Source organism: Mycoplasmopsis opalescens ATCC 27921 (genome assembly GCF_000712185.1).
GTDB classification, from domain to species: Bacteria; Bacillota_I; Bacilli_A; order Mycoplasmatales; family Metamycoplasmataceae; genus Mycoplasmopsis; species Mycoplasmopsis opalescens.
On sequence record NZ_KL544019.1, the window covers coordinates 207,226 to 223,668 of the forward strand.

Annotated in this window: 10 protein-coding genes; 8 read left to right on the forward strand and 2 right to left on the reverse strand. The window is 28.5% G+C overall.

Features of this window, described 5'->3' with window-relative positions; genetic code table 4:
- Positions 1-38 precede the first annotated feature (38 nt).
- Positions 39-1,883: a S41 family peptidase gene (locus T385_RS0102715; RefSeq protein ID WP_029906308.1), complete on the reverse strand. Its 1,845-nt coding sequence runs from the start codon at positions 1,881-1,883 to the stop codon at positions 39-41.
- 55 nt (positions 1,884-1,938) lie between these two features.
- Between T385_RS0102715 and gmk the strand changes: the two genes are divergently transcribed.
- The 6 genes from gmk to T385_RS0102745 all read left to right on the forward strand — a co-directional run bounded on the left by gmk (position 1,939) and on the right by T385_RS0102745 (position 6,437).
- Positions 1,939-2,520, forward strand: coding sequence for a guanylate kinase (gmk, locus tag T385_RS0102720; RefSeq protein WP_029906309.1), 582 nt, complete (start codon positions 1,939-1,941; stop codon positions 2,518-2,520).
- 1 nt (position 2,521) lies between these two features.
- A complete protein-coding gene (locus tag T385_RS0102725; RefSeq protein ID WP_029906310.1) occupies positions 2,522-3,271 on the forward strand; it encodes a PP2C family protein-serine/threonine phosphatase in 750 nt (249 codons plus the stop codon).
- A gap of 1 nt (position 3,272) precedes the next feature.
- Positions 3,273-4,289, forward strand: a complete 1,017-nt coding sequence (locus T385_RS0102730; RefSeq protein ID WP_029906311.1) for a serine/threonine protein kinase — start codon at positions 3,273-3,275, stop codon at positions 4,287-4,289.
- A 12-nt stretch (positions 4,290-4,301) separates the two neighbouring features.
- A complete protein-coding gene (rsgA, locus tag T385_RS0102735; RefSeq protein ID WP_029906312.1) occupies positions 4,302-5,141 on the forward strand; it encodes a ribosome small subunit-dependent GTPase A in 840 nt (279 codons plus the stop codon).
- Positions 5,131-5,790, forward strand: coding sequence for a ribulose-phosphate 3-epimerase (locus T385_RS0102740; protein WP_029906313.1), 660 nt, complete (start codon positions 5,131-5,133; stop codon positions 5,788-5,790). Before rsgA ends, T385_RS0102740 begins: the two co-directional genes overlap by 11 nt.
- Before the next feature lie 98 nt (positions 5,791-5,888).
- Positions 5,889-6,437, forward strand: coding sequence for a hypothetical protein (locus tag T385_RS0102745; protein WP_029906314.1), 549 nt, complete (start codon positions 5,889-5,891; stop codon positions 6,435-6,437).
- Between the two features lie 35 nt (positions 6,438-6,472).
- Here the strand turns inward: T385_RS0102745 and T385_RS0102750 are convergent, their stop codons facing one another.
- Positions 6,473-7,228, reverse strand: coding sequence for a nitroreductase family protein (locus tag T385_RS0102750; RefSeq protein ID WP_318023886.1), 756 nt, complete (start codon positions 7,226-7,228; stop codon positions 6,473-6,475).
- Positions 7,229-7,317: 89 nt separating this feature from the next.
- Between T385_RS0102750 and T385_RS0102755 the strand changes: the two genes are divergently transcribed.
- Positions 7,318-15,294: an ABC transporter permease gene (locus T385_RS0102755; protein ID WP_029906316.1), complete on the forward strand. Its 7,977-nt coding sequence runs from the start codon at positions 7,318-7,320 to the stop codon at positions 15,292-15,294.
- A 1-nt stretch (position 15,295) separates the two neighbouring features.
- Positions 15,296-16,309, forward strand: coding sequence for an ABC transporter ATP-binding protein (locus T385_RS0102760; RefSeq protein ID WP_084276671.1), 1,014 nt, complete (start codon positions 15,296-15,298; stop codon positions 16,307-16,309).
- The last annotated feature ends 134 nt before the right edge of the window (positions 16,310-16,443 follow it).

Sequence of the window (16,443 nt, forward strand, 5' to 3'; positions counted from 1 at the left end):
TTTGGAAACAAAATAAAAAAACGCAACATCAGCTTTGACTACTTTGTTAGATTTATAATATTATCTAAGTAATCAAAATCATAAAAGTCTTTTAGTTCGATTTTGATATCAGGATCTATACCGTACTCAATACTTTGGTTTTGTACATTTCTAAGGGTTTGAGGGCCTGAAATTATAAAGTTTGTTCCGTCAGGTAAAACTAAAGGCAAAATGGCACTTCCGCCTCCAGAACTTCGTTTACCAATTAATGTGCCTAGCTTAAGATCTTTCACAATAGATGCAAATAAATTAGCTGCACTATAGGTGTTTGGACCAATTAATACATAATAATTAAATTCAGTAGCCGCATCATTTTTATAATTTTTGTCTAGATCAACATCAACTTCTCATTGCTCAAAATAACCGATTTTATTCAATGTATTGAAATTATTAATAGGGATATTTTTATCAGTCAATATTCCAAGAACCCTAATCATTGAAGCAATTGCACCTCCACCATTAGTCGATAAGTCAATCACAATATTTTCAACTTTTTTATAGTTTTTATTTAAATGTGAAGCATATTTTTTAACTGATGAATTATATGATCTTACATTTTTTACTGCTTCATAAACAAAATCAAAAGTTGACTTATTTTGTCCAATTTCAGGTCTTTTAACTTCAAATTTATCGAATTTAATTACTGCAAAATTCTTTTTATAATTATGAAACAACATTGGACCATACTGCCATTGATTCTTTTCATAATTTTTTTCGTTTATATCCTGATCGTCCAAAAACTCGTAGTTAGATCAATTTTTGTGTTTACGCTGAACTATTAGTTCATTGCGAATTTTGCGATATTGATTACGATTATTGTTTTCATTAGCTTTAAGTTCATGAAAATCAGAAACAGTTACAGCTCTTTTAATGTTTTCCTCAGAATCTAATATAAAATCTTGGTTAATAGGCATAGCTTGTAATGAAGTATGCAAATCGGCTAAAAGATCTTCAAATAAATAATAATAAGCTTCTCGGCGTTTTGCATTATCATTGCCCAATAATGCATCAGTTAGTTTACTTTTAAGTTCAGGATTTGTTTCGATAAATTTTTTAAAATCTGGATAAATTTTAAATTCAGGCATCAAGCTATAGTAATAATCTAAAGTAAATAAAAGCGAATTATAATTATCTTTTTTAAAAGATTCTGTTAAATGATTTAAGAAAGGAGAGTCCTTTTCTAGTTTCTTACGAAACTCTTTATTATCACTATCGTTGTAAACAAGTTCAATTCCGGCATATTTGTTCCCATTATATATTATGTTATAGTAGTTTTGGGAACAAAATAATGTATTAAAAATTGGATATGGTAGCAAGATTTTATTTTTATATTTAAGTATATCTAAATCATATTTTGATAGATCAAAAAATAAATCTATTGGATTTTCAGTTATATCAATGCTTAATCTCTTTACACCTTCACTATAAGCAGAATTATATTCATCATCACCTAATTCAACAAAATTAGAATAAGGGCCCATTGAAATAGTATTATCTTTTCAATTAATAACTATTTTGGTTCCATTAACAAGATTTTTGATTGTTAATTGATCTGAAAAAGCAGACTCGATGTAAAAATATTTAAGAGAGTTTCTCCCAGTTAAATTAGTTATTAATTCATGCACATCAACATAAGGCACGCCTTCATCTTCAGTATAATAGCTCGTGATAAATGAATTTGATGTTGAAAAACCTTGATGATAATTTGTAAATGGTAGCTCTTTAATAATCTTTACTTTTTCATTATCATTAGTTTTTCAACTCGAGCAAGATAATGCAAAAAATGGTAGCATTCCGCCAAAAAAAGTTGAGCTAATATATAAGCATTTTGAACTTTTTTTCATAGACAATTATTCCTTTTTCTTAATTATATTATAAATAAATATATAATATGAAACTATGAAAAACACAAAACCAATAATTATTTTTGTAGGTCCTTCAGGCGTCGGAAAAGGTACAATTGAAAAAACATTATTTGGATTCAAAGAATTAAATCTGCAATTTTCTGTTTCAATGACTACTCGTAAGCCTCGTGAAGGTGAAATTAATGGCTCACATTACTTTTTCACCAGTAAAGAAGACTTTTTAGACAAAATTAAAAATAATAAATTAATTGAATATAGCTATCATTTTGATAATTATTACGGCACACTTTATAGTGAAATCGATAGAATACATGCCAATAATGGTGTTCCATTTTTAGAAATTGAAACAAATGGAGCTAAATTAATATTAGCTAATGAACAAAACAAAAAATATCAAATAATTACCTTTTTCATTTTGCCGCCTTCGTTAGAGGAACTTGAAAAGAGGATCGTTGGACGTAAAACTGAGGATGTTAATTCAATTAAAAAACGTTTGCAAAAAGCACAAGAAGAAATTAGTGAAAAAGATTTATTTAAATATCACATAATTAATGAAGATCCCGTTCATGCCGCAAAGGAAATTAGAGATATTATTCTCAATGAATTAAAGGATTAAAATGGTTTTCGGTTATAAAAGTGATATAGGAAGACGGAGACTTGAAAACCAAGATGCCGTTAAAGTTTTTAAGAATAATTATAGAATGTTACTTATTTTATGCGATGGAATGGGTGGTCATTATGGTGGCTCTTTAGCATCCAATATTGCAATTAATGTTATTGGGCAATCTTTTATGCTCGAATTGCCTAATGAAAATGAAAGCGTCGAAGCTTTTACAGCATGGTTTAAGCATTCAACAGATAAGGCACGCAATGAAATGCTAAAAATTGCCTCAAACGATGAAGCTAAATTAGATATGGGCACCACCGTTACAGCTGCATATGTTGATTTAAAAAATCAAAGATTGTTTGTTTACAATATCGGCGATAGCCGTACATATGTTTTAACTAAAAGCTCTGTACTACGCCAGATTTCAACTGATCATAATTACATGAATATGCTAATAGAACAGGGATTAAAACCAAAAGATGCAGCTAAAGTTCATCAGGCTCATTCATTAACGTCTGCTCTTGGCCCAAATAAAAGAACTAAAATCGAGGCTTCTGATTTAAGTGATAATTTTCATAAAATTAGAAAAATAATAGTTACTAGCGACGGTGTTCATTCGTTTTTAAGTGAACTTGCTTTAGAAAATTTATTAATTTTAGATGAAGAACCAAATAAGCTTTGTGAAAAAATAATCACTATGGCTTTAGACAACAACTCAACTGATAATGCAAGTATCGGTATAATCGATTTGGAGGCTTAATATGGACATCATAAACAATAGTAATATTTATAAAAAATATAGAGTAATTAAGCTAATTGGTAAGGGTGGTTTTTCATCTGTTTATTTAATCGAACCTAAAGATGTTAATACTAAAAAGCCTATTCAATTCGCATTAAAATACCTAAGGGTAGAAAACAAAGAAAATGAAGAAGTGACTCGCAACCGTTTTAGACAAGAAATTCAAGTTCTCAAAAAAATTAAATCTCGTGGTGTAGTTCAGTATATTGATGATTATGAAAGGCATGATGAAATGTATTTAATTATGGAATATGTTTCAGGTGATTCACTTCGTGATGTAATAACTTCCAGCGGCAGACTTGCTCCTTATAAAGCAATAATGTTTATGAAACAAATTTGCGAAGCAATTCATGAATTACATAGCCTTGATATTATTCACCGCGATTTAAAAAGTTCAAATATTCTTGTGACCGATAATGCTGTAAATGGCGCAAAACAGATAAAAATTATTGATTTCGGTTTATCTTTAGAACCCGATTCACAACGTTATACACGCGAAAATTCAGTCATCGGCACAGTCTTATATTTAGCGCCTGAGTTAACCGTAAAAAATGGTGTGCCTTCTAAAAAAACCGATATTTATGCATTAGGAATTTTATTTTATGAAATGCTAACAGGTAAATACCCTTTTCGAGGCGAAACACCATTACAAACAATGCAAATGCAAAGAAAAGATAAGTTTCCAGACATCACAAAAATTGTTGATATTAATTATGCTGTTGCTAATATCATGTATAAAGCTTGTGCTAAAGATCCTGAAAAAAGATATTTATCAGTTTATGAAATGCACCGAGACTTAAGTTCAGCATTAGATCCTAAAAGAGCTTTTGAAGTTCCTTTGGATGAACAAAAAATCAAGCCCAAAAAAACCAGATTTTCTTGGATTGATTCAAAATGATTTTTAATTTCTTCAATTGTTATTTTAGCTTTAATAATGATAGCTGGTATCATCGCAATTTTCATATATATACGTGGTTAATAAGGAGTTTTTTTGCAAGGTAAAATTTATTCTGTAAATAGCGGAAAATACTGTATACGGCTTAAATCAGGAGAAAAAATTACAATACCTGCAGCCGGTGTTTTCCGTCATAAAGGCATTGTCCCTGTGGTTGGTGATTATGTGCAAATTAATGAACAAGGTTTCGTTGCTTCAATTGAAGAAAGAAAAAATGAATTTATTCGTCCTAAAGTAGCTAACATTGATAATTTAATAGTGGTTATGTCGCTAAAAGAACCCAATTTTCAACCTCTTTTAGTGGATAAATATTTAGCTATTATTGAAAATAAAAATATCCATCCTTATCTTTTCATAACTAAATCTGATTTAGGAGAAGACAATTGATTTAATTATTATACTAAGCTTGGTTATGAATGCTTCAAATTAACCAATCAAAATACCGACTGAATTGAATTAATCAAGCCTATTTTTAAAAATAAAACTGTTGCACTAATGGGACAAAGCGGTGTCGGCAAAACAACTTTAACTAATTCAATCACAGGTCTTAATTTGGAAACTCAAGAAATATCAAAATTTGCTAACCGTGGCAAACATACTACAAGAATTGTACAAATACTGGAAGCATTTGATGGTGAACTAATCGATACTCCTGGCTTTTCGAATATTGAATTAAATATGGATAAATATGCCTTAGCTAATGCTTATTATTCTTTTAGGGAATTGGCTAAAATGTGTAAATTTAAATCATGTTTGCATATAAATGAACCAAAAAATTATTGCAATATCATTTTAAACGTTGAAAGAGGACAAATACCAAAATTGCGTTATGAAAATTATTTAAAATTACAAAAGGAACTAGAAAATGAAAAATAAAAAATATGTTACCCCATCTTTGTTAAATGTTGAACCCACAGAACGTGCTAATATGGCTAAAACATTAATAGCTGAAGGTATTAAATGAATACATTATGATGTTATGGACGGACAATTTGTTCCTAATACAGCAATTACTTTGGCAGAAATTAAAGAAATTAAAAAACAAGCACCAAAACATATGATGGATGCTCACATGATGGTTGTTAACCCATTAGCTTACTTAGATGATTTCAAAGACGTTGTTGATATTTTTACTTTCCACTATGAAGCGATTAAACCAACCAGTTTATTAGCGTTATTAAAAGAAAAACATCATGAATATCGTTTTGGTTTAGCTATTAAGCCTGAAACAGATGTGTCTAAAATAGTAAAGTTTTTACCTTATTTATCATTAGTTTTAGTTATGTCAGTTGAGCCTGGAGCTGGTGGTCAAAAATTTATGGAAAAATCATTAGAAAAAATTAATGAGCTATATAAAATCAGAAATAAAAATGCCTACCAATACTTGATCCAAGTCGATGGTGGAATAAATAACGAAACCGGTCCAAAGGCTTTCAAAGCAGGCGTTGATGCATGCGTAGCCGGTACATTCTTAATTAAAGATCCGTCTAAAAAACAAATAAATTCAATAATTAACGGAAATTAATCTATCTAAAATGCCTGCATTTAGGCTTTTTTGGATAAATTACCTACTTTTATATAAAAAATATTTTAGTATAATTCTATGCGTAATAAGGAGAACAAATGAAAAAATTATTATTAAACTCATCGCTATTAGCATTTTCAGCTATGCCTTTAGCTGTCGTTGCTTGCAACAAAGAAAAAGAAAAACCTACACCACAACCAGAAACACCAAAAGATAAATATGAAGGCGGCTTTAAGGAAGTCAATATCACAGATCAAAAATTAACTAAAGTTGAAAACTACAAAATTGAAATTGTTCATGAGAAAAAAGGCGAAGAATTACTTAACCTTTTAAAATCAAATGCCTACAATGGACAAACACAAGTTTCATTTGACCGTGTGGGTAAACAATTTACTATTAAACAAGAATCAACTTATGTCCCAGTATTTAAAATCACCAATGAATCATTAGGCGAATGACAATTTGTCGATGGAGATAAACCAGTTAGATACAGCAAAAGCAAGGGCCAACACCAAGCAAATTCTTTCATACCTACAGTATTTGATGATGTTAAAAAAACAGTAACAATTAAAGTTAAATTATTCAGTTTCAAAAATAAACAAATTTCAGATGTTACATTAACTTTTGTAATTGATTTAACAAAATAAATTTAATTAAAATAAAAATAGCTTTGGTGCTATTTTTATTTTTCTAAAACTAATTTTCAAATATCCTCTATTAGTTTAGTTTCCATTCTATAGCCTGAAGCTGAGCGGATAGTAGCTTCTTTATACGTATAAAATTTTTTGCCTAGGGCAACCGTTGCAAAATATTCTTCTAACGGCTTATTATATTCCTCCGTATCTGTTTTTAATCTTTCAATATTGTATTGGTTCATAAAAATTCTATTCATTTTTGGCTTCACTAAATTGTTTTCTTCTTTAGCGTACCCTAAAGTTAAACCAATTACTGGAAAAGCTTGTCCTTTAATATTTAAAGTTTCAATTAAATCACTTTCCATCATTCTCACTAAACCTAAAAAGCATGAAGAAATTCCTAAATCTTTAGCTATATCCTGTGCCATTGTAGCTTGGATAAAAGCATCACCAACACCTACGGTATAAGATTCGCTAGAATGACTGTTGTACAGTAATTCTGGGAACATTTCTTTAGCTAAATTCATACGGTTATAATCTGCTAAAAACACTAAAAATGTATCACAACTTGTAATCGCGCCAGTATATTTATTACTTTGTCCAAGCTTATGTAATAATTCTTTATCTCTAACCACAATCACGCTTGATGAGTGTCAATTTGATGACGTTGGAGCAGAGTTGACTACTTCTAAAATCTTTTGTAATTCTTGCTCACCAATTTGTTTATTTTGATCATATTCACGTACTGAAGTACGATTTTTAATTTTATTGTAAAAGTCAATAATTCTCCTTGAATAAATTATATTAGGTTTTTAGTTTTATAGGCCTTTACCTTTTGATATTAATATTTAATATAATATAATTATTTAAAATTTTGCTCGATTGGAGAATTATGTGAAGATTATTTAAAGAAGTTTTAAGGTCTTTATGAAAAAATAAAATCTTAGTTATTGGTTTAAGTATTTTGATTTTCTTTACTTCAACGATTTTTACACTGCTTATGAGTGTCAGAACTTCGACAGTTGGAACAATTAATGATTATAAAAAAGTTAGTCGTTTACACGATATATCTGTTGATTTAAACTTCCCTTCGCAAGGTAGCGCCTATAACCAAGGTTATTTAATCAATGGGCAGAGTATTGACGATTTAAACAAATATGGCTTAAAAGAATATAAGCCAGTTGTTTACAAAATTAACTATGAAAAATCTTTCGCTGATACTTCTATTTCCGAAGAAATTAAAAAAGATTATCTAGATGAAAATAGTTTAACACTACATTTTTGAGATAATTCAAATGAATTTATTAGCTTAAAAGATCTTGGAATTAATGATGTTCAATTCAACCAAAAGTACATTAAAAAAGATGATTTGGTAAAATTTTATAAAATTTATGATGCTGAAAAATTAAAAAGAGAGCGCACTATTGAATTTAATTTTTATGGAGAAAATCCAAACTTTAAAATTATTTCTAATAGCCTACCATCAAAGTTATATAAATTAGAAAACGGAACATTTATACCAGACAATACAAATATTACGATTACAAAAAACACAAATTTTACCTTCACTAATCCCATTAAATTTAAAGATATCATTAACTTATATAAACAAAATAATAAGGTCTATGGTGGTCAGCCTGGGTCATTATATTTTGATCTTGAAAATAAAAAAATCACACACGACTATAATGCAGGACATAAATTAATTGAAAAGTTTGGAAAAGGTGTGGAAATAAAAGCTAGTGAATTATTCGCTATTCTAGGTTTTGAATATGACGCAACAACAAACCGCTATATGTTAGTGGATATCAATAAATTAAATAAATTTCTAGCTAACCCAATCAGCAGTGCTACAGACTTAAACAGCGAATCAAAAATAAAAAATATTTTTAAATTATCTGATTTTAATAAAGATGATTTAACATATACAATAAACCAAAAATATAATTGAAATATTGGTCAAGCCTATAATATACAAAATTCATGAATAGCCAAGAAAACAAGTTCAGTTGAGTTTCATCGTAATAACTACTACACTTCATTTATTGATCAAAATAACTATAAAGATAAATGAACAGGTGCATTTAAAACATTTATGAAAACTTTAGGCAACGTTAACGATAAAAAAAATCGTTCACGCGAGTGAAATAATTTAGAAACATTTTCATACTGATGAAAAGTAAAAAATGAAAAACTTGAGCCAATCGATTCAACTATTAATGCAAAACCAATTGAGAGAAATATCTTTATACCTTTAACAAGAGATTATGACAATTTGGAATTCAAACAAATTAAGTTATACACTGAAAACGAAAAAAGAATTCTGCCTAACAATATATCTCTTGAAACTAAAGAAGAAAATCCATTAACTATTGAAGAAATAGAAATTAAAACTTTAAATAATCCTGATACATTACAAATATTAAATTTCGATAACTTAACAAACGCAAATATTAGAAATGAAAGATCTTTCTATATTTCTAATAAAGCTTATGAAATTACCAGGCAATCAATAGTTGATAATATAAGTAAGCTAACAACAAAAAACAATATCGGTTTACGTCAATCTATAACAGTTGATGCTGTTGATGAAAATACTGGTAAAAAAAGCGTTTTTCATTTTATCAATACTGGAGATAATGATTTTAAAGTTGAAGGCATAAAACTTAATGTTGGTAAATTATTCAATGAAGAAAAAAATAGGAGTCAATTAAATAACACTGGCGAAACTAATCAAGACTTTTTTAAAAGTTCTCAATTACCACCATATATTGCTTCTCAATTAATTTCTTCGATTAGCAAAAATCTTTTCCCTGATCCTAGATATGTGGACCCTAAATACGATTATTCAATCGTTAAAAAAATTAGAAGCGATAAAACCTTAGTTATTCAAAATACCTATAAAATAGTTCTTTTAGGAAAATATGATCCAGAGACAAAAGAACAAGCTAAATTTGAAAAATACGGTATTTACTTTGAAGATAATAAATTCCAATTAGCTATTAAAGAAAATATTGATGGACACCCAACATGAATATCTGTTCCGAGTGATTTTAATAATGGTGGTTTTGATCTAATTTCTTTAGCGAACTGGATGCAAAAAAACAAATTAACCATTGCTACAAAAAATATAAAAGTTGATGATTTAGGATGAGTAAAGAAAGACAATAATTTCGAAAATATTTACTATATTCCAATATATTTCTTATCCCCTAAGACAGACTTAGTTAATGATATAATCCAAACCGGATCAGTAAAAAAACTAGTTGAAATTATTGAAAACTGGCTAATTACTAGCGATTTAGTAAAAGATAAATTTTTAACCATCAATCAAGTTGTACGTGTTGCGCCAATACTTACAAAAGTTTTAGATAAGCACCAATTTGCAAATGTATTTACACAAGCTAAGCTAAATAAAGGCATTCTACCTGAATTAATTTTTGATTTACTATATGAACTAACAAATGAAGAAAACGGCAACCTAGTTGATGAAATATTTTTCTCATTATTTACTAAAATAAAAACTAAAATCTCTTCACTTAGTGATATAGATGACCAAAAAGAATATCTAACTAAAGAGTTAAAAAATCTTTTCAATATAATAAAAACATTTACAAAACTCGATCTTTCAGTATACATTGACCCTAGATCTCTAGCTGAAAGTTCAAAAGATCCATTATTAGTAATTCAATCTTTTGAAAAAATAATTTCATCAATTAACTTAAAGGAATTTAGCGCTAAAGCCCACAATTGATTCGAACAAAACAACAATAAAATAGTAACAAAAGATAACAAAGAATATATAACGAAATTATCAATCTCGCAGCCTATTTCCTGATTATTCACATCAGTTGATAATCTAAAATTAAATGAAGCGTTGGCTACCTTAATTAATAATTTCGAATTTGAAAAAGCATTAGATCTTAAAAACCCTAATGCATTATTAACGAAAATTTTATATAAGATTAGCCCCTCAATCATTGAAGGAATAAAACCAGTAATTGAAAAAATTAAATTAAAAGGTGAAGCTGATCCATTTAAAAACTTTAAAAGCAGTTTTATAAATATTATTGATTTGATTGATTGACATATTTTAGGCGCAAAACTTAATGAATATGAAAAACAACATTTAACAACAAAACGTGTTTTAATTAAAAATAGAGATACAGGCAAAATTGAAGAAAAACACTATGCCATAGCTTTAAAAGTTATTTCTCCGCAAGATGGAATTAAGGCATTTTTATCCTCTCTTTTTACAAATCCTGGATCTAATAGAGCATTTAAAGAAAACATAATTAAAATGTTTAATCTGTCTTCAGCTGTTACTGTTTTAGAACAAAAAATAGGTAATGAAACATTCTCTATTACATTACCAAAAAATGACAATGATAAACTTGGCTTCTTTGATTTTATAAAAATCTTCTCTTCAATATTAAAATCAAGAGAAAATAATATTTACACTAACTTTAGTTATGAAAGAATATTAAAACAAGCAAAAGAAATATTAATAAATGCGGATGATAATAAAACTTTTAACGAAATGTTTATCGAATTTAGCGATATTAGGTACATTCTTCTTAATATAGCTAATATTGACGAAAACATCAGTAGAGATGAACTTTTAGTAAAAATTGATGCACTGTTAAATTTTATTAATCAAACTAAGACCAAAAATAAATTTTATCCTAGTGATACACTAAAAACCGGTGCAGATCTTTTAAATAATCTAGCTAATTTTAATAGTCAAAAAAATTCTATTTGATATATATTAAAAACTTTAATTCAAAATAATGCTTATATTTCGGTTGAAAATGAGTACTCATTAGGTGCACAAGCTTGAGATATTTATGAACAATTATTTGATTTTTATACCGTTAAAAATGTTTCTCAAAATGAAGCAAACTCCTTTGTGAAGGGCATTTTAGAATTATCGGTTAACCCAGAAATCTTAAAATTGTCACAAGAAAAAAGCTCATCTAACCAAATACCAATTTTTGGTATTAAAGACTACTATTTAACAAAATTTATTTTTGATACTGACACAGTAACATTATTTAAAACTAATGAAAATGGTTCATATAAGAATCAAATAATTAATCAATTCGTAAATCAACATCCAAAATTTAAAAAATATATCGATAAAAATCAAGCAGCAATTATTAGACTCTTTGGTTTAATCGGAATTAGTAAAATGTATAGCTCAGACTCTGATGCTATTAATGGGATTTATCATAAAACACTGCAACAATTTGCCCAAAATTACTTATTTACTGATGAATTCTTTCAAAATAGATTTGAAATTATTGGGCTTTCTAATAGTTTAAATAAATTCGGAATTACATCAGTTTTAGGGATTGATCCAATATTCACAAACCCAATTCTAAGATTTGTTTACCCTGAAATAACTTTATCATTACTAATTAATCAAACCAATGCAGAAACAGATATTAAAGGAAATCTTGCTCATATAATTTGAAATAAATTAATTGATTTTGAATTATTAATCAATAATAGTGATACAAAAAAAGCTTCAAAAGAAAGTGTTAAATTAAGTGAATATTTAGATAAGAAATTCAACTATAGTAATTCTTCTTATGAACCACTAAATTTAGATAATTTTACAAGTCCTTCAGTTGATAAAGATTACTATGATGCCTTTGAAAATCCTGATGATCTTAAATTCTTTGGTTTAAATTTCATAGATTTAATTAAATCAATTAACCTCAAAATAAATGAACAAAAAGAAATTAAGGATATTGTTTTTAATAATACTCAAAGCTACGTAGCTAAGGCAAATTATGCATGACTTAAGAAAAATAATAAAGCTATTTATGAAGGAAAAATTCCAACAAATCCGCTTTTAATTAAAGAGTTCATAGACAGAATTCCAGATAAATATTTAATAAATATTAATGGAATTAAATTTGTAATTATTGGAGAAGATTTAACAGCTGATTATCTTTATCCAGTTGTAGATGAAAATAATTTACAAGTTAATACCGAATCGCAAGCTTTAGTTTATGTGAATAAATTGGGCTTTGATAGAATAAAATTAGCATACTCCGGAAATGTTATTAAATCATCTTTACTAGTGAAAAACGAGACAAAACTAAGTGATAAAGAACTAAAAGAAAAAATCTCAAATATTGTTGATAATTCAATTAGCGACAGTGCAAAATTACAAAGAGTCTTTTTACGTGATGAAATAGACCCAATCAACCCTGAACGATCACTTCGTGTGGCGACAGTCGAAAATGTTATTTCAACAATTTCAGTTTCTGCTATTTTGCTAGTTATACTTTTCTCGATTTTAACCGCTGTTACTGTTATTTTTGCAATACAACGTTATATAGCTAATAAAAATAAAGTTTTAGGTATTTTATTATCACAAGGGTATACACCAACACAAATAGCTTTATCTAATACTATGTTTGCATTAGTTACTTCAATAATTGGTGGTGCAATTGGTTATGCATTGGGAAATAGGCTTCAATTAATTTTCTTTGATTTGTTCAATGATTATTGATCACTTCCTAAAACCTTCCAAGCCTTCACCTTCTTAACTATGTTTATGACAGTATTCGTACCGTTTTTAAGTATTTCAGCCTTAATTATGATCACAACTGTTATTTCATTAAGACATAAACCAACTGAGTTAATAACTGGTTCTGTTTCAATTCCACATGGCAAAATATACGAACAAGTTTATAAACATTCACGTAAAAATAATGTTAAGAGACGTTTCTCAAAAATACTTGCCTACAGTAGTTTTGGTAAATTGTCTGCTTTTGCTGCTTCGGTTACATTAACTGCTTCAGCTACATTATTTGGTATAGCTTCAAGCAAAACATTTGACAAAACAATTAACGAAACATACAGAAACAGAAATTACACTTTTAAAGTTGACTTAGAATCACCAACAATTGAAGGTGGCGGATATAAATTATTCAATCCTAATGACTTAAATAATCATATTTACACACCTAATGGTTCTATCGTAGAAGCAAATAGAGAAAAATTAGACTTCTTCCGCCCTGGTTATTCAAGCGTTATAAATATAGATGGTAAGAATGGCTCACCTAAATATGGAGATTCTCATATCTTAACCCAATTCTCACAAGCAATAAAAGTTAGTGCCGGCGTTTCCGTTAACCCTTGATTAGTTGCTTATAACGCTATGCCAGATTCTCAAAAAGCAAAAATCGATCAAATCAGAGACCGAGTAGGTGTTGAATTAGAAAAAACACAAAGCGACGGGCTAAATTATAAATTTACTATAAACCCTGTAAACAGGGCATTATCGCTTCAGGATAAAAACGGAAATAATGTTGATTTCTTTAAATATGTTCATTTAAAAGATGAAAAAGAAGGGAACTTCTACCTAGCTAAATGAGATGGAAAAGAATACCAAAAAGTAGCAATTACAACCGATGAACCATTGAGAACTAAGTATCGCGAATTCTTAGTTAATGGATATAAGCTAATTGATGAAAAAATTCGGCAAGAATCTGAATTAGCTAAAACTAATAACCAAAGCAGTTCAGCGAATAACATTTTTAAAAATAGCTATTGGTTGGCTGATTTTGGAGAATTAACAGGCCCAACTGTTAACGACTATTTTATAAGTTTTGGTGGTGTATATTTTGACCCAACAACAGATGAAAAATACACCACTTTAAAGGCAAAATGAAATAATCAAAGTATAAATATTTATGGATACCAACAAAATAGTAAATTCATTAAGCTTGAAAATGAAAATGGTGAAAACCTTTATGATGTTTTATATAATTTTAAAGACTCAGCTTATTCACCGTTAGTAATAAATAATGTTGTAGCAAAAAAATACAACCTTTCTATAGGTTCAGAAATCCAAATCAAAGTTGAAAATTCAGTTGATAGATACTTAAATGTTATTAAGGAAAAAATCACCAAAAAGCCTGTAGAACAGCCTTTTTACACATTTAAAGTTGTCGGAATTAACCCTACACATATTAATTATGAATTTATTACTACGACTAAAGTAGCTAATGAATTAATAGGTTTTAATAAGATTCCAAACTTCAACTCAGCAGAAGCATTTAATGGAGTTTTAACCAACAAGTCATCACCGTTACAAGTTACAAACTCAATTTCGCTTTACTCAGCAAGCGGTTATTGAGCTGGTTACTCATCAGTTAATATGGATGATTACACATTGGCTGATATGCAAGCAATCTTTGATCAAATATTTAATCCTAAAGACGGTGTACTAAAACATAGTGGTTTAACTGCGGATGAAATTATGCAATTCTTAGATTCAACACAAACTAAATTTGATCAAAATATTTATAATAGCATTCGTGAAAACCCGCGTGTTTCAATCGAATCATTTACTCAAATTTATAATAATAAACTTTATACTGCTTTAAGTACTACAATCGTTTCAAAAGACATTGAACTTGGTTTCACCCAACAAATCTCAACACTAATGAACACATTAAGTATTTCAGCCATGGTGGTTATGTTAATCACTTCGTTAATTATTTTGATTATTTTATCATCAATAATAATTAACGAAAACCAGCGTAATATAGCTATTTGAACCATTTTAGGATATAGACACCGCGAAAAATTATGAATGTTTTTCTCAATCTTTATACCTTTTATCATCGCAGCTGTTTTAATATCTGTGCCTTTAGTGGCTATAGAAATTATGGCGTTTAACTCTATCTTATTATCAAGCGCCTTAATTGCATTACCATTATCATTAAAATGATGACACGTAATATTAACATTAGTTACAATATTTGCAATCTTCATCATCACTGTTAGCGCCACATTTACAGCTATAAGCAAACTTAAACCAATTGATTTATTGAAAGGAAAATAATATGCCTGCTAAAAATACAAATCCTCAAAGTACAAGCAAGAAAAAAACTACTAGAGCAAAAAAACCTCCTGTTATTGACCAGCAGGAAACGATAATATTAGCTGATGCATTAGCTGTAGATAAATCAACTAAAATTAACCGTAAAACACTTTTTGATATTCTAGAAAATGAAAAAAATAAGCGGTTAAAGTATATGACTGTACCGCGTAAAGTTGCATCATTATTAAAATCAATTGCGCGCTGAAAAAGAAAAAAAGATGGGCATGAAAATGACCAAAATGAGCTTGGCGAAATAATTTCAGTCAAAAATGTTTCAAAATATTATGTTATTGGTAATGTTATAACTAAGGTTTTAGATAATATACATCTAAGCATTAATAAAGGCGAATTTGTCTTGCTTTTAGGAGTTAGCGGAGGTGGCAAAAGTACTCTTCTAAACTTAATTTCTGGGTTAGATCGTGTATCTAAAGGTCAAATAATCATTAACAACCATACGCTTCCATATATGAGTGATAGAGAAATTACTAATTTAAGAAGAAGAGATATTAGCTTTATTTTTCAAAATTATAACTTACTTGAAAATTTAAATGCATTTGATAATGTTATGACCGGCGCCTTTTTACAAAAAGATCCAGAAAGAAAAGTTGATGTTAATGCATTATTCAATGAATTTGATATGCAAGAAGAAATCCAAAAATTTCCTTCTCAATTATCTGGTGGGCAACAACAAAGAATCTCAATTATGCGTGCTTTAGCTAAAAATGCAAAAATAATTTTTGCCGATGAACCTACCGGAGCACTCGATGAGGGAACGACTAGAGTTGTATTAAATGCATTATGAAATGTTAATAAAAAGTTAGGCACAACTGTTGTTATGGTTAGCCACAATCCGGCTATGCAACCTATGGCTTCTAAAACCGTTTTAGTTCAAAAGGGAAAAATAGCTAAAATCATAATTAACGAAAAACCAACAGAACCAGATAAGTTGGGCCTATACCCATTAGATGAAAAATAAAATAATAAAAACGATCAAATTTCTCGTTTTTATTTTTTTCAAAAAATGCTGTAGCACAGAAAAAATGGGAATAAAAAAATAAAAATTTTCTTTTTTAATATTATATTTAGCACTAAACCCTTTATGTGCTAAAA